This is a genomic window from Nocardiopsis akebiae (assembly GCF_018316795.1).
Classification (GTDB): Bacteria; Actinomycetota; Actinomycetes; order Streptosporangiales; family Streptosporangiaceae; genus Nocardiopsis; species Nocardiopsis dassonvillei.
In genome coordinates, this window is sequence record NZ_CP074132.1 from 327,342 (window position 1) to 345,665 (window position 18,324).

The 18,324-nt window shown below is 73.4% G+C and carries 16 protein-coding genes; 12 read left to right on the forward strand and 4 right to left on the reverse strand.

From position 1 onward, the window contains the following. Positions 1-36: 36 nt before the first annotated feature. Together lanKC and KGD83_RS01505 are read right to left on the reverse strand one after the other, a co-directional pair. Positions 37-2,556, reverse strand: coding sequence for a class III lanthionine synthetase LanKC (gene lanKC, locus KGD83_RS01500; protein WP_212642175.1), 2,520 nt, complete (start codon positions 2,554-2,556; stop codon positions 37-39). A 62-nt stretch (positions 2,557-2,618) separates the two neighbouring features. Then, the gene (locus tag KGD83_RS01505) at positions 2,619-3,200 is read right to left on the reverse strand and encodes a GNAT family N-acetyltransferase (RefSeq protein WP_212642176.1); all 582 of its coding nucleotides are present in this window, start codon (positions 3,198-3,200) and stop codon (positions 2,619-2,621) included. 180 nt (positions 3,201-3,380) lie between these two features. Here KGD83_RS01505 and KGD83_RS01510 point away from each other — a divergent pair, with 180 nt between their 5' ends. From KGD83_RS01510 to KGD83_RS01520, 3 genes are all read left to right on the forward strand, one after another. Next, on the forward strand, positions 3,381-3,479 hold the full coding sequence (locus tag KGD83_RS01510; protein ID WP_013155722.1) for a hypothetical protein: 99 nt from the start codon (positions 3,381-3,383) through the stop codon (positions 3,477-3,479). 88 nt (positions 3,480-3,567) lie between these two features. Further along, on the forward strand, positions 3,568-4,119 hold the full coding sequence (locus KGD83_RS01515) for an N-acetyltransferase (protein ID WP_249352074.1): 552 nt from the start codon (positions 3,568-3,570) through the stop codon (positions 4,117-4,119). A gap of 43 nt (positions 4,120-4,162) precedes the next feature. Continuing rightward, positions 4,163-5,413, forward strand: a complete 1,251-nt coding sequence (locus KGD83_RS01520; protein WP_212642178.1) for an activator-dependent family glycosyltransferase — start codon at positions 4,163-4,165, stop codon at positions 5,411-5,413. A 21-nt stretch (positions 5,414-5,434) separates the two neighbouring features. Here the strand turns inward: KGD83_RS01520 and KGD83_RS29015 are convergent, their stop codons facing one another. Then, a complete protein-coding gene (locus KGD83_RS29015) occupies positions 5,435-6,643 on the reverse strand; it encodes a nucleotide disphospho-sugar-binding domain-containing protein (protein WP_212642179.1) in 1,209 nt (402 codons plus the stop codon). Between the two features lie 334 nt (positions 6,644-6,977). On the opposite strand from KGD83_RS29015, the gene rfbA reads away from it, so the two are divergent. The 8 genes from rfbA (at position 6,978) to KGD83_RS01565 (ending at position 15,675) form a co-directional block, all read left to right on the forward strand. Beyond that, complete coding sequence (gene rfbA / locus KGD83_RS01530; protein WP_212642180.1) at positions 6,978-7,874, forward strand: glucose-1-phosphate thymidylyltransferase RfbA; 897 nt, start codon at positions 6,978-6,980, stop codon at positions 7,872-7,874. Then, a complete protein-coding gene (gene rfbB / locus KGD83_RS01535) occupies positions 7,871-8,863 on the forward strand; it encodes a dTDP-glucose 4,6-dehydratase (RefSeq protein ID WP_212642181.1) in 993 nt (330 codons plus the stop codon). Before rfbA ends, rfbB begins: the two co-directional genes overlap by 4 nt. A 113-nt stretch (positions 8,864-8,976) precedes the next feature. Then, on the forward strand, positions 8,977-10,089 hold the full coding sequence (locus tag KGD83_RS29020; RefSeq protein ID WP_212642182.1) for an AMP-binding protein: 1,113 nt from the start codon (positions 8,977-8,979) through the stop codon (positions 10,087-10,089). Further along, complete coding sequence (locus tag KGD83_RS01545) at positions 10,086-11,585, forward strand: aromatic amino acid ammonia-lyase (RefSeq protein WP_212642183.1); 1,500 nt, start codon at positions 10,086-10,088, stop codon at positions 11,583-11,585. Before KGD83_RS29020 ends, KGD83_RS01545 begins: the two co-directional genes overlap by 4 nt. A gap of 132 nt (positions 11,586-11,717) precedes the next feature. Next, positions 11,718-12,758 (forward strand): ketoacyl-ACP synthase III family protein, encoded by a 1,041-nt coding sequence (locus KGD83_RS01550; protein ID WP_212642184.1) that lies wholly within the window; start codon positions 11,718-11,720, stop codon positions 12,756-12,758. Positions 12,759-12,773: 15 nt separating this feature from the next. Beyond that, positions 12,774-13,919: an acyl-CoA dehydrogenase family protein gene (locus KGD83_RS01555; protein ID WP_212642185.1), complete on the forward strand. Its 1,146-nt coding sequence runs from the start codon at positions 12,774-12,776 to the stop codon at positions 13,917-13,919. Continuing rightward, positions 13,916-15,403, forward strand: coding sequence for an amino acid adenylation domain-containing protein (locus KGD83_RS01560; protein WP_212642186.1), 1,488 nt, complete (start codon positions 13,916-13,918; stop codon positions 15,401-15,403). The genes KGD83_RS01555 and KGD83_RS01560 overlap by 4 nt, the downstream gene beginning before the upstream one ends. Beyond that, entirely contained in the window at positions 15,400-15,675 is a 276-nt protein-coding gene (locus KGD83_RS01565) for a phosphopantetheine-binding protein (protein WP_212642187.1), read from the forward strand. Before KGD83_RS01560 ends, KGD83_RS01565 begins: the two co-directional genes overlap by 4 nt. 21 nt (positions 15,676-15,696) lie before the next feature. Here KGD83_RS01565 and KGD83_RS01570 read toward each other — a convergent pair whose 3' ends face one another. Further along, positions 15,697-16,683, reverse strand: coding sequence for an aldo/keto reductase (locus KGD83_RS01570; protein ID WP_212642188.1), 987 nt, complete (start codon positions 16,681-16,683; stop codon positions 15,697-15,699). Positions 16,684-17,021: 338 nt separating this feature from the next. On the opposite strand from KGD83_RS01570, the gene KGD83_RS01575 reads away from it, so the two are divergent. Then, complete coding sequence (locus tag KGD83_RS01575; protein ID WP_212642189.1) at positions 17,022-18,296, forward strand: activator-dependent family glycosyltransferase; 1,275 nt, start codon at positions 17,022-17,024, stop codon at positions 18,294-18,296. The last annotated feature ends 28 nt before the right edge of the window (positions 18,297-18,324 follow it).

Genomic DNA, 18,324 nt, shown 5'->3' on the forward strand with positions numbered 1-18,324 from the left:
CCCCGGCCGCGGACCGTCCGGTCCGGTTCCGCGGCCCTAGGGGGCCTCGGAGAAGAAGGGGAGGAACGGCCGACCGCCCCCCTCGGCGGCGGCCAGGGCGAGGAGTACGCCCGCTCCGCCCGTGGCCAGGTCCATCGACAGCCGCGGCACCCGGCCGCCGTGGAAGGCGGTCCGCCCCCGGAAGGGCAGGGCGTACCACTCCAGCTCGGCGACCCGGGAGCGCAGCGCCTCGGGCGCTCCGCCCAGACGGGCCAGCGCCGCCACCTGGCCCGCCTTGCCGTGGAACAGGTCAGCCTGGGCGTACAGCAGGGTGTGGCACGAACGGGTCAGCGCGGGGAGGCTCTCGGCGCAGCGCCCGTCCTCGCGGTGCTCCAGGAGCTCCTTGGCGACCAGGGCGACGCCCAGCCCCCCGGCGTCGATGTTGGGCAGGGCCCGCGCCCCGCGGTCGCGTACCAGCAGGGTGCCGTCCGGTGCGGAGACGCACTGGTCCAGGTCCAGGTGCAGGGCCCGCGCCGCCGTGTCGAGCCAGAGGCCGTCGCCCGTCGCCCGGTACAGGTTCAGCACGGCCAGGGCCACGCCGCTCCACCCCCGCATGAGCCCCGCGCGTCCGGGCCTCGGGGGCTCCGTGGCCGCCTCCGCCTCCGCGACCGCCTCCGAGAGCCGCCCGCCCAGGGCGAGGGCGCGGGTCATGCGCGCGTCGTCCGAGCCGCCCCGGGAGAGGTGGACCAGCGCGGCGCACACGCCCGCCGTGCCGGAGAAGAGGGAGATCCCGCCGCACTCCTGCCCGGCGTGGCGCTCCAGCAGGTCGTCGGCCTCGTCGCGGTGGCCGAGGTGGTCCAGGACGTAGGCGAGGCCGCTGACGCCGTCGTAGAAGCCCGGGCCGGGGGAGCGCAGCCGCCGCGCGGCGGAGAGCAGCCACTCCTCGTGCTCCGGGAAGCGGGTCCCGCACGCGCGCTCCAGCGCCCACAGGACACCGGCCGCGCCGTGGGCGACGCCGTAGCCGCCGGAGAGGAACTGCTGGAGGTCTCCGGGGAACAGCCGGTCGGTCCGCTCCGGGGTCGCGGAGGCGGTGATGCCCGCCGCTACGGAGCCGAGGGACACGGGCGGGCGCGCGGGCGCCTCCTCCGGGCGCTCCGGGACCAGTTCGCGCTCGATCTCGTCGGCCCACTCGCGGGGGACGGGGTAGAGCTCGCGGAGCAGGTCCACCAGCTCCGCGGCCTTGTGCGGCGACAGGGCGGTGATCCGGGAGAAGGGCAGGAAGACCGACAGGCGGGTCGCGGCCAGGGCGTACCGGTCGACCGCGGTACCGACCCGGTCGGCGCTGGCGAACCCGGGGGCTCCGAGCGGGGCCCGGCGCCCCTCCCCCTTGGCGTCGAAGGCCAGCTCGTAGTCGATCAGGCAGACCTCGTCGTCCTCGTCCACCAGCACGTTGTTGGCGTGCAGGTCCGCGAAGACCAGGCCTCGGTCGTGGACGGCGCCGAGCACCGCCTCCAGCCGGCCCAGGATGCGCAGGGCGCGCCCTGTGAAGGCGGCGAGGGCGTCGGCGTCGGCGTACGCCTCGGTGACGCCGGGGTGGTGCACGGCGCACCAGGAGCCCAGGGTCCGGCCCTCCTTGTACTCCTGGACCAGGAAGCGGTGGCCGCCCAGGGTGAAGCTGTCCAGGAACCGGGGCACGCCGGGCACCCCGTCCAGGCGCCGCAGGTTCTCCTCCTCCCGTGTCTGGCGGGAGACCGCGTCGCGCAGCTCGCGGTCGAGTCCGGCGTGGGGGCGGGCCTCCTTGAGCACGACCCGGGTGCCGTCCTCCTCGCGGCGTCCCAGGTAGATCCCTCCGCCGTTGGAGAAGTGCAGGGCCCTGTCGACGAGGTAGGGCACGCGCTCCCCGGTCGAGCGGGCGTCGAGGTGCGGCTGGAGGAAGGAGGGGAGCGCCACCCAGGGAGGCGGGGTGAACGAGGGCAGCCGGCGGTCCGGCACCAGCGCTCCGTCCGGGGCGCGCAGCGCCGGGACCCTGGAGCCGTGCTCGTCGAGGCACCACATCTGGCGGAAGGCCCCGTATCTGACGTGCAGGGGCCCCCGGTCCCACCGCAGGTCGCTCAGGACGTAGGGGCCCGGCTGCCCGCCCACTCGCGCGGAGAGCGCGTGCAGGGTCCCCTCCAGCTCCTCCTCGTCGCGGGGGTAGACGGTGAGCAGTTTGCCGCTGGAGGCCCGGGGGGCGTACTTGGTGTTGGCCGCGACCAGGATGTTCCTGTTCAACAGGTACTTGAACACCAGGCCGTGCTCCGTGCAGTGCTCCCACACCTCCCGGCAGATCGCGTCCGCGTTGTCCACGGTCGCCGAGACGTGGATCTTCCAGCCCTGCTCGGGCAGGTCCGGAGCCTCCGGGGAGACGACGTGCCACAGGCCGTCGCGCTCGCGCCGCCAACCCGGGGGCGGGTCCAGCCTCGTGACGGACAGGTCCGCCGGGGTCACGAGGGCGTTGGGGGAGTCGTCCGTGAGCCTGCTCGGCTCCTCGAAGAACAACGGGTCCGCGAGCGTGTACATCTCGACGAGGTCGAGCATGGGGGGCTTCCCTCCGGGATGGGCGGTGTGGCGGGTGCTGCGTCCGGCTAGCGGTCGGCGGCTCAGCCGCGGTCCGGGCCCCCGGACGTCCTCGAACGCGGTCCGCGTGCGATCCGGTCGAGGATGGGCGCCCCCTTGGCGGTCCAGACGCCGCGGGAGACCGAGTAGAAGTGCAGGTCCCACAGGCGGCCCTGGAAGTAGACGTGCCGGGGGAGGGACGCCTCCCGGGGTGTGCTGGCGAGCGCCGAGCCGAATTTCCCCAGACTCGCGTCCGTCGTCAGAACGTATACCTTCCGCAGGTAATCCCAGTGGGCGAAGGCGTAGTTGACGAGCATCATCATGGACTCGGCTCCCACGCCCACGGGAAGGCGGTCCGTGCGCATGAAGATGCCCAGTTTCACGTGCCCCGCCGGATCGTGTTCGCGAATCGACGCGAAACCGAGTACCTCGCCCGTACTGCGGAATTGGATCTCGAATACGTCGACGAAGCGCTTGGCCACCGAGTGGTAGGACTCGATGAAGGCGTCCCGTGACGGAAGGCTTTCCAGGCCCAGTTCCACGAGGAGGTCGTAGAGTTCTCCGACCTTCTCCGGGGCGATGGGACCGAACCTGATACGCGGGGTCTCCAGGTGCAGTGTGAGCATGGCGCCACACCCTAGTGTCCGCGCCGCGGCGCGGCCCCCGCCCGCCGCGCGGCGTCCCGCCGGCGGGACAGCCGCCGCGGCCGGGGCCGCCGGTCCGGTCCGCCTTCTTGTCGAGCCGGAGGAATTGTCCTAGGTTCTGTCCCGCCAGTGTCGGCCCACGCGAAGGAAAGGAGGCCAGCCATGGTTCTCTCTGACGTCCTGTCCCTTCAGGAGATGGACACCGTCCTCGATGAAGCCGTTCTGCTGAACAGCGGTCTCAGCTACGTCGGTTGCAGCTGATTCCTCTGATGCGCTGTGGAGAAATCCATTCTTCACAGCGCTTTTCTCTGCCCCGTTCGGGGCGACGGGAGATGTGGTGCAGGAGATCGTGTTCCCGCATATCGTGACGCGCGCCGTCAGGCTCGCCTCCACGGCGGAGAGGTCGGGGGAGGCGGTCCACGACGAGCTCTCGCGGCACGGGCTGGGGGGCCTTCCCAGCAGGGACGTCTTCGCGTCCCTGTGGCCCAAGGAGTTCGAGGGCGTGGCCGCGCAGTTCCTCGTGGAGGAACCGGGGTCGGGAAGGGTCGGGGGCTACGCCTCCCTCCACTCCCTGAACCCGCTGGGGCGCTACGTCAAGTGCTCCGTGGCCGCGGACCCGGAGGTGCTGGGCCCCGAGGGCGTGGAGCACGCCCACGCCCTCGCCGTGAACTACGCCTTCGCGATGTGGAACATCCGCAAGGTCTACTTCTGGGTGGTCGACAGCGGGCTGCCCGCGCTGCGGGCGAGCGGCGTCGAGGTGCACCGGGAGGGGACGCTCTCCGAGTACGTGCTCGACGGCGAACGGCTGCGCTCGGTGCGGATCTTCGCCGTCTACCGGGAGGCGTGGGACGCGGCCGGGACCGGTTACGTCCGGGACGCCGCGGCCGGGAGGACGGCGTGAGCGCGGCCCCGAGGACGGGTTCCCTCCGTCGGGGAGCGCCGGGATGAGGGTGCTGTTCGCGACGCAGGCGGAGCGGACCCACTTCCTGGGGCTGGTGCCCCTGGCGTGGGCGCTGCGCGCCGCGGGCCACGAGGTCCGGGTGGCCAGCCAGCCCCATCTGGAGTCCGTCGCGGCGGGGGCGGGGCTGCCCTTCACCGCCGTGGGCCGCGACCACCACTTCGCCAGGATCAGCCGGGACGGCCGGGCGGACCGGTACCTGGACTTCGACATGGCCGAGGACCGCGACGAGGTCCTGACCTGGGACCACCTCCTCCGGGGCTACCGCGGGGTCGTCACCTGGTGGTGGCGGACGGTCAACGAGCCCATGTTCGACGACCTGGTGGCCCTCTGCCGCCAGTGGCGCCCCGACCTGGTGGTCTGGGAGCCGTCCACCTACGCGGCCCCCGTCGCGGCCCAGGCGTGCGGGGCCGCCCACGTGCGCCACCTGTGGAGCGTGGACCTGTTCAGCAGGGTGCGCCGGACCTTCCTGGCGCGGATGGGCGAGCGGCCCGCCTCCGAGCGGCAGGACCCCCTGGCCCAGTGGTTGGGGGCCCGGGCCGCCCGGCACGGGGTGGACTTCTCCGAGTCCCTGGTCCACGGCCAGGCCACGGTCGAGCAGGTCCCCGCCCCGCTCAGGGTGGACACGCCCGCGGACCTGGAGTACCTGCCGGTGCGCTACGTGCCCTACAACGGACGCGCCGTCGTGCCCGACTGGCTGCGCACACCCCCCGACCGACCCCGGATCGGCCTCAGCCTCGGGACGACGGCGGCGTTGCGCCTGGGCGGCTACACGGTCGACGTCGCGACCCTCCTGGAGGGGTTGGCCGACCTGGACGTGGAGGTCGTGGCCACCCTGCCCGCACGCGAGCAGGAGAAGCTGGGCGCGGTCCCCGGCAACGCCCGCCTGGTCGAGTACGTGCCCCTGCACGCCCTGGCCCCCACCTGCGCAGCCATGGTCACCCACGGCGGCCCCGGCACCGTCCTGACCGGTCTGGCCCACGGAGTCCCGCAACTCCTGTCGCCCAACGCCCGGATGTTCGACATCCCGGTCCTCGCGCGGCTGGTGGAGGGGGCCGGGGCGGGCAGGGTCGTGGACCCCGGCCGCCTGGACGCCGAAACCGTCACCGAGGGCGTGCGCACCCTCCTGGAGGACCCCCGCCACACCAGGGCCGCCCGCGCCCTGCGCGAGCGCATGGACGCCATGCCCGCCCCCGCCGACCTCGCCCGCGCCCTCACCGGCCTCACCCGCACCTGAACCCGGACCGCGAGAGGAGCCTCAGACGCCGCCGCCACGGGCCGCCGCGATGCGCTCCAGCTCCGGCACCACCTGGTCCGGGGCGGGCACGGACAGGGCCTCGTCGCGCACCAGCCCGGCCGCCGCCCGTACCTCCCCGCTGTCCAGGAGCTCCGCGAGGAGGTCGTCCACGCCCCGGGTGAGGACCTCCTCCACCGCCAGCACGCGCGCGGCCCCGCGCTCCCAGAGCGCCCGCGAGAGCGGAGCGGCGTCGAACTGCTCGGTGTTGAGCACGACGAGCTGCGGCAGCCCCTCGACCACGGCGTTGCAGCACACGTCGAAGCCGCCGCCGTGGACGATCAGAGAGCCGGAGCCCATGAGCATGTGGGCCGCCCCCGAGTCGGTCACCACCACGTCCTCGGGCAGCGCGGGAAGGGAGTCCCGGCGGGAGGCGGGGGAGAGGACGACGGCCTCGGCGCCGATCTCGGCGCAGGCGTCGATGACGTCCACCAGGGCGGCGGCGCCCTCGGCCGTCCTGCTCCAGGACCCCCAGTCCACCAGGACGCGCCGCCGCTCGGACCCGGCCCGCGCCCACGAGGGCAGGACGGCGCTTCCGGCGTAGGGGACCGGGCGCACGCTCAGGTGGGTGCCCGTCCTCTCCAGTTCGCGCGACCGCAGCGCCTCCGGGAGCTGGTGGACGGAGAACTGGCCGAGTACGAGGTCCTCGGAGAACTCCACTCCGTACGGGGCCGCGCTCTCCTCCAGCCAGCTCCTGAGCGGGTCGGGCCCGGGCGTGGCGTCGGCTGCCCCCAGGTACAGGCGCCGCATGCGTGCGAAGAGGTCCACGCTCCACAGGAAACGCCCGTGCGCGGCGCCGCACGCCTCCGCGGCGATCGCCGCGGAGTAGGTGTTGGGCTCCCACAGCACGAGGTCGGGGCGCCACTCGCGGCAGAAGGCGACCAGGTCCCGCTCCATCGGCTCGTTGACGAGCTTCCACCACCAGGTGACGTACTCCTCGTAGGCGTGGTGCAGTTTCTCCGGCACCAGCATCTGCGGCCGCTCCTCGGCCAGGTCGAAGATCGACTCGCCCTGCTGCTCGCGGGCGTGGGCCAGCACCTCGGCCAGGGTGTGGTCGCCGCCGACCGGCACCACGGTCAGGCCCGTCTCCGCCGCGGCCTCGGTCATGGAGGGCTGTGTGACGATCCGGACCTCGTGCCCGGCGGCGCGCAGCGCCCACGCCGTCGGCACCATGCTAAAGAAATAAGCTTTGTCCGCGTAAGCCGCGACGACGATTCGCAACGTGTTCCCCACTTCCGAGATTTCGATGACCCGATGGTCCGAGGAGTGAAAGCCGGCACCGATCCTTGACAAGTCCGGCCCGCGGCATGTTCATTGCGGGTGCTGCACTCCGGGCTGTTCTCCTCTCCCGAGGCAGCGTGACGGTACTGTTGTGAGGATTCCTTCGGGAGAGGTTCGGAGAGCCTAGCACCGAGTGCCGGGTCCAGGCCGCTGACCAAAGCACCACGGCGCATCCGTGGTGTGCTTGCCCAGCAATATCGATGTTCGGCCACCGTTGGGAGTCACCATGAAAGGTATTGTGCTGGCAGGCGGTACTGGGAGCCGCCTATTCCCCACCACGCGAAGTGTCTCCAAGCACCTTTTCCCGGTTTATGACAAGCCGATGTTCTACTATCCGGTTTCCGTGCTCATGATGGCCGGAATCCGGGAGATCATGGTGATATCGAACGCAGAGAGCCTCCCTCTCATCCAGCAGGCCCTGGGTGACGGAGGCCATCTGGGAATAGAGATCGAATACGCGGTCCAGAAAGAGCCCAGAGGTATAGCCGAGGCGCTCCTCATCGGGAGGGAGCACATTCGGGGAACCCGTAGCGCCCTGGTGCTGGGCGACAACATATTCCACGGCGAAGGGTTTCCGGGCCTCCTCGGCAGGGCCGCCGCCTCCACCGCCGGCTGCACGCTGTTCGGGTGCAAGGTGAGCGACCCCCGGCATTACGCCGTGGCGGGCTTCGGTGAAAAGGGCAGGTTCGTCTCCCTGGTGGAGAAGCCCTCCGAGCCGGAGTCGGACTACGCGGTGACCGGGCTTTATTTCTATGACCAGGACGTGGTAGACATCGCTGAGCGGATCGAACCCTCCGGGCGCGGAGAGCTTGAGATAACCGATGTCAACCGCGCTTATCTGGAAATGGGCAGAGCCGAACTCGTGACCATGGGGAACGAGATAACGTGGCTCGACCTCGGCACGGAGGAATCCCTGCTGGAGGGAGGCCGGTACGTGTCCACCATGGCCCGTGAATCCGGAGTCCGAGTCGCCTGTCTTGAGGAGATCGCATTGCGCATGGGCTTCATCGGGGCCGATGAGTGCTATCGCCTCGGGGAGGAAATGCAGAATTCGCCCTACGGCGAGTACGTCATGGAGGCCGCCCGCCGGGCGGCCGGGGTATGGCAGGGTGCGGGCGTATGAAGATCCTGGTCACCGGTGGAGCCGGATTCATCGGTTCGAACTTCGTCAGGCGCGTGCTCGCAGGCGTTTATCCGCGCTTCGCGGACGCCGAGGTCGTGGTCCTGGACAAACTGACCTACGCGGGCACCACGGAGAGCCTCGCCTCCGTCGCCGACCACCCCCGGATGACGTTCGTCCAGGGGGACGTCTGCGACGAGCAGCTCGTCCGCGGCCTCATGCGCGGGGTCTCGACCGTGGTCCACTGCGCCGCCGAGACCCACGTCGACCGCTCCATCTCCGACGCGGGGTGCTTCGTGCGCACCAACGTCCTGGGCACGTTCCACCTGCTGGACAGCGCGCTCAACGAGGGCGTGGAGAACTTCGTCCTCGTCTCCACCGACGAGGTCTACGGAACCCTCAGCACGGGGTCCTGGGTCGAGAGCGACCCCTTGGAGCCGAACTCCCCCTACTCGGCCTCCAAGAGCGCCTCGGACCTGCTGGCGCGGTCCTTCCACCGGACCTACGGGATGCGCGTCTGCGTCACCCGCTGCGCCAACAACTACGGTCCCTTCCAGTTCCCCGAGAAGATGATCCCCCTCTTCGTGACGAACCTCCTGGACGGCGTCCCGGTCCCCCTCTACGGGGACGGCGGCAACGTCCGGGAGTGGGTCCACGTGGACGACCACTGCGACGCCCTCGCCCTGGCGGCCGAGCACGGCGAGCCCGGTGAGGTCTACAACATCGGCGGCTCCGTCGGGAAGCGGAACCTGGAGGTCACCGAGGCGCTCCTGGAACTGCTCGGCCGCGACGGCTCGATGGTCCGCTTCGTCGCCGACCGCAAGGGCCACGACCGCCGCTACTCCGTGGACGGCTCCAAGGCCGAGACCAGGCTCGGGTACCGCCCCTCCGTCTCCTTCGAGGAGGGGCTGGCCCGCACCGTCGCCTGGTACACGGAGAACCGCGCGTGGTGGGAGCCGCTGAAGAAGCGCCTCCCCCAGCAGGACGACTGACGGGCCCCGCCCCGGGCCGCGTCCCGCCGGCGGGACACGGGCCCGCGGGCGCGCCCCATCCGCACAGCTCCCGGACCGGTCCGGGACACGACCACGATCGGATCAGGACTCACGTGGCGGTTGACGAGCTGACCCCCGGCGACCTCATGGCGAAGCTGCCCCGGGCCCCCGAACTCACCGAGCGCCCGTGGACGGTGCGCTGGGACGAGGCGGACGAACCGGCCGACCGGCTGCTCGCCGGACTCCTCCCGCCCGAGACGGAGTTCTTCACCTCGGGGAGCACGGGGCGGCCGCGGTCCTGGTTCCGCACCCGTGAGCAGCTCATGGACGAGGCCCGCCTGCTCGCCGACCTGGTGGTCGGCCACCGCCCGGAGGCGGTCCTGTCCTTCGCCCCGCCCCGGCACGTCTACGGCATGCTCGCCAGCGTGCTGGTGCCCGCCTACCTGGGCGTGCCGGTCTGGTACGTCTCCCAGTTCGCGCCGCTCCCGCCGGTGCGCGGCCGCCGCTGGGCGGTGATGGCCATCCCCTGGGCCTTCCGCATCCTGCGGCGGCGCCGGGAGTGGCTCGCCTCCGCCGAGCACCTGGCCTTCGTGCACAGCACGGCCGTCCTGCCGCAGAGCGCGGCCGACCTGATGGCCGGGCTGGGGGACCGGGCGAGCCTGGTGGAGGTCTTCGGGTCCACGGAGACCGGTGGCGTCGCCCACCGGGTGTGGGGCCCGGACGACCCGCCGTGGCGCCTCTTCCCCGACGTCGAGTTCGGCGACGGGCCCGCCGACCCGGCGGCGGAGGCGCCCCTGGTGGTGCGCAGCCCCCGACTGGCCCGCCCCCAGGACGGGACGGCGGGCCCCGAGTGCCGCATGGACGACCACGTGGTCCGCGTGGGAGAGCGCGGTTTCGGCTTCGCCGGACGCAGGACCCGGCTGGTCAACGTCAACGGCCGCCGCCTGGACCTGGACGCCATGGAGGAGACCCTGGCCGGGGCCCTGGAATGCGAGGACCTCGCCTGCGTCCCGGTGCGCGACCCCCTGACGGGCGAGCACTTCGACCTGCTGGTCGTACCGGGGGAGAACGGCGTCCCGGGCGCCGACGAGATGGCGCGGGCCCTGGACCAGATCGCGTACCGCCCGCGGAGAGTGTGCGCGGTGGAGCGGATCGACCGCTCCGAGACAGGCAAACTACGGCGCGTGCAGCCGGCGCGCGCCCGCCCCGAAGGAGTGGACAGTTGACGCCTACGCCGAGCAGCCTGGCCGAGGTCCTCCGCCAGGCCGAGCCGGACGCACGCATCGGATGGACCGAGGAGGACCTCTCGCGCATGCGCGCCAGCGCCACGACCATGGCCAAGCACCTGGCCGGGGGCGCCGACGTCTACGGAGTGACGCGCGGCTTCGGTCCGCTCGTGGCCTTCCCCGCGGCGGAGTCCGCGGGCGAGCAGGGGGAGGGGCTCATCTCCCACCTCGGCAGCGCCCAGGGCGAGCCGCTCCCGCCCGAGGTCAGCAGGCTCGTGGTCGCGCTGCGCCTCACCAGCATGCGCCGGGGCTACTCGGCGGTCTCGGTCGACTTCTGGCAGGAGCTCGTCGGCCTGTGGAACCGGGGCTTCACACCCGTCATCCCGCGGGAGGGCACCGTCAGCGCGAGCGGCGACCTCCAGCCCCTGGCCAGCGCCGCCCTGGCCTTCGCCGGTCAGGGGGAGGCGTGGGTGTCCGACGGCCCCGGCCGGTGGTCCCGCGTGCCCGCCGACGAGGCCCTCGCCCGCCTGGGCGCCGCCCCCGTGCGCTGGAGCGCACGCGAGGCCCTCTCCTTCGTCAACGGCAGCGGGGTCAGTCTCGCGGTGACCCTGCACAACCACCAGCAGGTCGAGGACGTCGTGCGCGCCTCGGCGATGATGACGGCGCGGATGGCGGACCTGCTGGGGGCCAACCCCCAGGCGTACGCGCACGGTGTCGCCGAGGCCCGGGGCCAGGCGGGCCAGGCCGCGGTCGCGGCCTGGATCAGGTCCGACCTGCCCGCCGGCGCCGAGCGCGCGCCCTCGCGGCCCCTCCAGGAGCCCTACAGCCTGCGGTGCGCGCCGCAGGTGCTGGGCGCGGTCCTGGACCAGCTCTCCGCCGCCTCGCGCATCCTGCTGCGCGAGGCGGTCGGGACCACCGACAACCCGGTCAGCCACGGTGACGAGGTCCTGCACGGGGGCAACTTCCACGCGATGCCGGTGGGGCTGTGCTCGGACCAGATCGGCCTGGCCCTCCAGCAGGTCGCCTACCTGGCCGACCGGCAGCTCTCCCTGCTCTGCGCCTCGGAGACCAACGGCGGCCTGCCCCCCATGCTCACCCCCCGGCCCGGCGCGGGCAGCGGTCTGGCCGGGGTCCAGGTGAGCGCCACCTCGTTCGTCTCGCGTATCCGCCAGCTCGTGACCCCCGCCAGCCTCACCGCCCTGCCCTGCAACAACGGCAACCAGGACCACGTGCCGATGGCGCTGAACGGCGCCAACTCCCTGGCCCAGGCGGTCGAGCTGGCCTGGCTCGTCGTCGGTTCGCTCGGCGTGGGCCTGGCGCAGCTCGCCGCGCTCTCGGGCCGGTCCGAGGAGGCCGGGCCGTGGGCCCGGGTCGCCGAGCTCAGCCCGCCGCTGGACCGCGACCGCCCCCTGGCCGCCGAGGTGCGGGCCGTGCGCGACGCCCTGGCCGCGGAGGCCGCTGGCAGAGCCGACCGGTGGCCCCTGCCGGAGCTGTGACGGAGGCCGGGGCGGGCGCCCCGGCCCTTCGCTACCTTCGTCCCGCGCCCCGGTCCGGGGGCGCGCCGCCCACCGGGCGCGCATCCGGGCGGGCCCCGGCCGCCCGCCGCGACCGGACAGGAAGGGTTCCCCTTGAAGACGCCAGAACTATGGATCCGCGGCCTCGGCGTGTACCTGCCCGAGGCCCGGGTGAGCGTGCGGTCCGCGGTCGAACGGGGCCTCACGACGGCGGAGGAGGCCGCCGTGCACGACATGGCCGGCGCCGCCGTGGCCGACGACCTGCCCGCGCCGGAGATGGCGCTGCGCAGCGCCCGCGAGGCCTTCGAGCGGGCCGGGGCCAGCCCGGACGACGTGCGCGTCCTGCTGTACGCCGACACCTGGCACCAGGGCCCGGACGGCTGGTTCCCCCAGTACCACCTCCAGCACCACCTGGTCCGCGGCGACGTCATCGCCGCCGAGGTGCGCCAGGGGTGCAACGCCCTGTTCACCGCCATGGAGCTGTGCGTCCCCCACCTGAGGGAGGCGCCCGAGGACGCCACGGCGCTCCTCGTCGCCGCGGACAACTTCGGCACCCCGGGCGTCGACCGGTGGCGGTCGGGCGCCTTCGTGCTGGGCGACGGCGCCTGCTCCGTCCTCCTCGGCCGGCGCCCCGGGCCCGCGCGGGTGCTCGCGGTGGGGTCGATGGTCGTCCCCGAACTGGAGCAGCACCACCGCTCGGGCGAGCCGGACTTCCCGCCCGCGGCCACCACCGGCGCGCTCCTCGACTTCCGCGCCAGGGCCCGCGACCACGCCCGGAGGGGCGAGCTGGACCCGGAGGTGAACATCGCCTGGTTCACCCTCCAGAAGAAGATGATGCTGTTGGTGGGCCGGACCCTGGCCGAGGCCGGGGTGGGCTTCGGGGACGTCTCCCGGGCGGCCTTCGGCAACCTGGGCCCCGAGGCGGTGGAGCACCGCTGGATGGAGGTCCTCGGCCTGCCGATGGAGCGCTCCACGTGGGCACACGGCCGCACCATCGGGCACATCGGCGCGGCCGACCCCTTCATCGGCCTGCGCCACCTCATGGACGAGGGCGAGGTCGGGCCGGGGGACCACGTCATCCTGGGCGGACTCGGCTCGGGGATGACCGTCTCCTGCGCCGTGGTGAGGATCGCCGAACCCCCGTCCGGCTCCTGAGACGGAAGGGACACCGTGGACTTCGACCCGACCCCCGGGCAGCGCGAGAGGGGCGAGCGCGTCGCCGCGCTCGTCCGGGACCGCCTCGGCGGGGCCCCGCCCCGCGAACACGACCAGCCGCTGACCCGCGAGGAGTGGCGGACCGCGGCCGAGGCCGGACTGACCGGTGCGTGCCTGCCCGCCTCCGTGGGCGGCGGAGGGCTCGGCGCGCTCGACACCGCCCTCGCCCTGGAAGCCCTCGGTTCGGCCTGCCCCGACGCCGGGCTGCCCTTCGCGGTGGCCGCCCACCTGCTGGCCTGCGGCGTCCCCATGCGCGAGTTCGGCCGCGGCCCGGAGGTCACCGACCTGCTCCGGGGCATGGCCGCGGGGGAACTGGTCGCGGGCAACGCCGCGACCGAGGAGGGGGCGGGCTCCGACGTCAACGCCATGGCGACCACGGCCCGGCCGGACGACGGGGACTACGTGCTCGACGGGACCAAGTCCTTCGTGAGCAACGCCGCCGAGGCCGACGTCCTGGTCGCCTACGCGGTAACCGACCCGTCGGCGGGCTTCTTCGGCGTCACCGCGTTCGCCGTGCCGCGCGGCACGGCCGGGGTCACCGTCGGCCCGACGCTGCGCAAGGCGGGTCTGCACGCCTGCGCGGCGGCGCCGGTGACCTTCTCCGGATGCCGCGTGCCCGCCTCGCTCAGGCTGGGCGCCGAGGGGCAGGGGAACGCGGTCTTCCAGTTCTCCATGGCCTGGGAGCGGGCCTGCCTCCCGGCGATCTACCTGGGCTCCATGGAGGACCAGATGGGCCGGGTCGCGGCGCACGCACGCGGCCGCAGGCAGTTCGGGCGGCCGATCGGCGAGTTCCAGGCGGTCTCGCACAGGGTGGCCGCGATGCGCCAGCGGCTGGAGGGCGCCCGCCTCCTGCTCTACCGCGCCTGCTGGCTGCTCGACCGGGCCAGGCCGGAGGCCGACACCGCCGTCGCCCTGGCCAAGGTCGCGGTCACCGAGGCCGCCGTGGCCAACGGGCTCGACGCCGTCCAGCTCTTCGGCTCCTCCGGCTACCTCGTCGCCACGGGGGTCGAGCAGCGGCTGCGCGACGCCCTGCCCGGCACCCTCGTCTCGGGCACGAGCGAGATCCAGCGCGAGATCATCGCCAGGGGGGAGGGCCTGTGAACCTCCAGGACCTGGTCCGCCGGTCCGCGCGCGAGGCGCCCGAGCGCACCGCGCTGCGCTGCGGGGGCCGGGAGCTGACCTACGCGGAGCTGGACGCGGAGGCCGACGCCATGGCCGCCGACCTGGCGGCGCTGGGCGCGGGCCCCGGCGAACGCGTCCTGGTCTGGGCGGAGAAGGGCCTGCGCGCCGTCGCCGCGTCCCAGGCGGTGCTCCGGACTGGGGCCGTCCACGTTCCGGCCAGCGGCGCCATGCCGCCGGACCACGTCCTGCGGATCGCCGAGGACTGCCGACCGCGTGTGGTCTGCGCCGCCGCGGCGGACCTGGAGCGGTTGCGCGGACGCCTCGTCGCGGACACGGCGGTCCTCGACATCGACGCCCCTCCGGCGCGGAGCGGGCCGGTCCCCGCCTGCACCGCGCCAGCGGACGCGCCCGCCTACGTGCTCTACACCTCGGGGTCCACCGGCAGGCCCAAGGGCGTGACGGTGAGCCACGCGGGCGCCCTGGCCTTCGTGGAATGGGCCCGCGGGGAGCTGGACGCGGGGCCGGGGGACCGCTTCGCCAACCACGCCTCGCTCACCTTCGACCTGTCGGTCCTGGACCTGTACACCGCCTTCAGCGCGGGGGCGTCGGTCACGCTGATCCCCGAGGGGTACTCCTTCGCGCCCGACCTGCTCGTGGACCTCGTCCACGGCGAGGGCGTGACCGTCTGGTACTCCGTGCCCTCGGCGCTGGTGCTGATGCTCCGCGACGGGGGGCTCGCCGACCGGCCCCCGCCCCCGGCCCTGCGCGCCGTGCTCTTCGCCGGGGAGGCGCTCCCCCCGGAGTACGCCCGGCGACTGGCGGAGTGGAGCCCCGCACGGCTGCTCAACCTGTACGGACCCACAGAGACCAACGCGTGCACCTTCCACGAGGTGGTGCCCGCCGACCTGGAGGACGGGGGACCGCTGCCCATCGGCCGGGCCACCGCGGGCAACCGCGTCTGGGTGCGCGCGGACACGGGCGGACCCGCGGCTCCGGGCGAGGTCGGGGAACTGGTGGTGGACGGCCCCACGGTGATGCTCGGCTACTGGGGGGCGCCGCCCGTGGAGGGCCCCTACGCCACGGGCGACCTGGCACGGATGCGCGGGGACGGCGTGTTCGAGTTCCTGGGGCGCCGCGACCACATGGCCAAGGTCCGCGGGTACCGCGTGGAGCCGGGGGCGGTGGAGGCGGCGCTGGAACGCAGCCCTGACGTCGAGGAGGCGGCCGTCGTGGTGACCGGGAGCGGGGTCACGGCGGCCATCACGGCGTTCGCCGTCCTGAGGAGGGGCGCCCGGCTGGGGGTGCTGGGGCTCAAGCGCCACGCCTCGCGGCACCTGCCCGCCTACATGATCCCGGACGCGGTGCGCTTCACCGGGGCGCTGCCGCGCACACCCAACGGCAAGACCGACAGACTGGAGCTCGCCCGGTGGGCGCGCGCTCCGGAGCGGAGGGAGAACACGTGACGAAGGACGCCAGCGAGCAGGAGGTGCGGGAGCTCCTCCTGCTCTTCGTCCGCGACCGGTTCCTGGACGGCGACCCCCACGGCGAGCTGACCGAGGACTCGCCGCTGCGGGAGTGGGGCGTGCTCACCTCCCTCAACACCGCCGTGCTGATGAACCACATCCACACCGGCCTGGGCGTGCCGATCCGGGCCGAGAGGATCGACCCCCGCGCGTTCACCGACGTCCGCAGCATCGCGGCGATGCTGTGCGCCGGGAGGGCCGGGGAGGCCTGAGCGGCCCCGGCCCTCCCGGGGTCACCAGGACCACGCCTCGGGGGCGGGGCCGCCCTTGCCGACCGGGGGGAACAGGGCGTCGATCCGTTCGCCGACCCCGTCGCCGAGCCCCGTCTCCAGGGCCCGCAGCGCCCCGTCGAACTGCTCCAGGGTGCGCGGCCCGACGATCGTCGAGTGCACCTCCGGGCGTGACAGGACCCAGGCGATGGACAGTTCGGCGGGGTCCCTGCCCAGCTCGTCGCACAGGTCCTCGTAGGCGGCGATCGTCTCGCGCCGCTCCTCCAGCGCCTGCATCGCCCGGCTCTTGACCGTCTTGACCGCGGTGCCCTCGCGCAGTTTGCGGATGGCGCCGCCGAGCAGGCCGCCGTGCAGGGGCGACCAGGTCAGGACCCCGATGCCGTACGCCTGCGCCGCGGGGAGCACCTCCAGCTCCACGTGGCGCGTCACCAGGTTGTAGGCGCACTGCTCGGAGACCAGGCCGAGGAAGTTCCTGCGGTTGGCGGCCTCCTGCGCCGCCGCCAGGTGCCAGCCGGCGAAGTTGGAGGAGCCGACGTAGCGGACCTTGCCCTGGTGGACCAGGATCTCCATCGCCTGCCAGACCTCCTCCCACGGCGCGTTGCGGTCCACGTGGTGCATCTGGAAGAGGTCGATCCAGTCGGTGCCCAGCCGGCGCAGGGACCCCTCGCACGAGGCGATGATGTGGCGGGCCGACAGGCCGCGGTCGTTGGGCCATTCGCTCATCGGGTTGAAGACCTTGGTGGCCACGATGGAGCGCTCGCGGCGTCCGCCGCCCCTGCCGAACCACTCGCCGATGAGTTCCTCGGTCATCCCCTTGTGGACCTGCCATCCGTAGTGGTTGGCGGTGTCGAAGAAGTTGACGCCGTGGGAGAGGGCCCTGTCCATCATCGCGAAACTCTCGTCCCTCGGGGTGTTCACGCCGAAATTCAGCGTTCCCAGGCAGAGCCGGCTGACCTCCAGAGCGGTCCGGCCAAGGCGTGTGTACTGCATTCTCTCCCCTGTTTCATGGTGTCTCTCGCGGAGAAAACGGGATTCGGGGTCGGACGGAGCTGTCATCCGCTACAGGGGCCCACGGGCAGGCCGCCACTTTTCCGGAGCGGGAAAGGCCGTCGGGGGAAGGCTTCCACGTTCCGGGGAAAGGCCGCGCCGGTATGCTCCGGTCCGGCGGATTCGGGCCGGGACCGACCCGCTCCCGGCGGACGAATGGCACCGTATCCCGGGCCCCGTGAACTCGACGCGGCCGAGGGCCCGCTCCCCCGCCGCCGAGCCGCGCGGCGCCCGCCCCGGCTCCGGAAGCGGGTTCCGCCTTCCATCTGGGAGATGACCCCTTGCGTGTACTACTCGCCTCCTACGCGGAGAAGACGCACTTCATCGGCATGGTGTCCCTGGCGTGGGCGCTGCGCGCCGCCGGGCACGAGGTGCGCGTCGCCAGCCAGCCCGCCCTGGCGGGGTTCCTGAGGCGCGCGGGCCTGCCCGCCGTCCCGGTCGGGCGGGACCACCTGCTGCGCGAGCGGTTCGAACTGGTGACGCAGTGGGGCGAGGGCGACGCCCCGGGGCTGTTCGACGTGGGGGAGAGCTGGCCCGGCGACCTGTCCTGGGACGAGATGCGCTGGGGCGTGCGCGACACCGCGGCCTGGTGGTGGCGCATGGTGAACGACCCGATGCTGGAGGACCTGGTCGCCTTCTGCCGCGAGTGGCGGCCCGACCTGGTCGTGTGGGAGGCGACGACGTTCGCGGCCCCCGTCGCGGCGGAGGCGTGCGGCGCGGCGCACGTGCGCTTCCTGTGGAGCCTGGACCTGTTCGCCGCGATGCGCGAACAGTACCTGCGCCACATGGAACGACAACCCCCGCAGGAACGCGACGACCCCCTGGCCGCATGGCTGGGCGACCGCGCGGCCCGCCACGGCGTGGACTTCTCCGAAACCCTCGTCCGCGGCCGGGCCACCCTGGACTACCTGCCCGCCTCCCTGGGCGTGCCCGCCCCCACCGGCGCCCACCGCCTGCCCATCCGCTACGTGCCCTACAACGGACGCGCCGTCGTCCCCCACTGGCTGCGCACACCCCCCGACCGCCCCCGCGTCTGCCTCAGCGTGGGGAGCAGCACGACCGAGTGGTTCGGCGGGCACACGTTCTCCCTGGCCGAGGTGGTGCGCGGCCTCGGCGAACTGGACGTGGAGGTGGTCGCGACCCTGCCCCCCGAGGAGGAGGCAGCACTCGGCGCGGTCCCGGACAACGTGCGGCTGGTGGGGTACGCCCCCCTGCACGTCCTGGCTCCCACCTGCGACGTCATGATCACCCACGCGGGGCCGGGGACCCTGTGCTCCGGGCTCTCCCACGGTGTTCCCCAGCTCCTCGTGCCCGGCCCCCGACTCGACGCCCCCCTGCTCGCGCGGCTGGTGGAGCGGGAGGGGGCCGGGCTGGTGGTGCGGTCGGGCGAGGCGGGGGCCGACAGCGTCCGCGACGCGACCCGGCGCCTGCTGGAGGACCCCTCCCACGCCGAGGCGGCGCGGCGCCTGCGCGGGGAGATGGCCGCCATGCCCTCGCCGGCGGAGGCGGTGCGCGGCCTGCCCCGCGTCCTGGAGGAACTGGGCGCTCCCGCCTGAGGGACGGTCCCGCCAGCGGGACAACGCC

Excerpts from the sequence above, each read along its gene's own strand:
- lanKC (WP_212642175.1), bottom strand. The coding sequence starts at position 2,556 with ATGCTCGACCTCGTCGAGATGTACACGCTCGCGGACCCGTTGTTCTTC.
- KGD83_RS01505 (WP_212642176.1), bottom strand. The coding sequence starts at position 3,200 with ATGCTCACACTGCACCTGGAGACCCCGCGTATCAGGTTCGGTCCCATC.
- KGD83_RS01510 (WP_013155722.1), top strand. The coding sequence starts at position 3,381 with ATGGTTCTCTCTGACGTCCTGTCCCTTCAGGAGATGGACACCGTCCTC.
- KGD83_RS01520 (WP_212642178.1), top strand. The coding sequence starts at position 4,163 with ATGAGGGTGCTGTTCGCGACGCAGGCGGAGCGGACCCACTTCCTGGGG.
- KGD83_RS29015 (WP_212642179.1), bottom strand. The coding sequence starts at position 6,643 with ATGGTGCCGACGGCGTGGGCGCTGCGCGCCGCCGGGCACGAGGTCCGG.
- rfbA (WP_212642180.1), top strand. The coding sequence starts at position 6,978 with ATGAAAGGTATTGTGCTGGCAGGCGGTACTGGGAGCCGCCTATTCCCC.
- rfbB (WP_212642181.1), top strand. The coding sequence starts at position 7,871 with ATGAAGATCCTGGTCACCGGTGGAGCCGGATTCATCGGTTCGAACTTC.
- KGD83_RS01570 (WP_212642188.1), bottom strand. The coding sequence starts at position 16,683 with ATGCAGTACACACGCCTTGGCCGGACCGCTCTGGAGGTCAGCCGGCTC.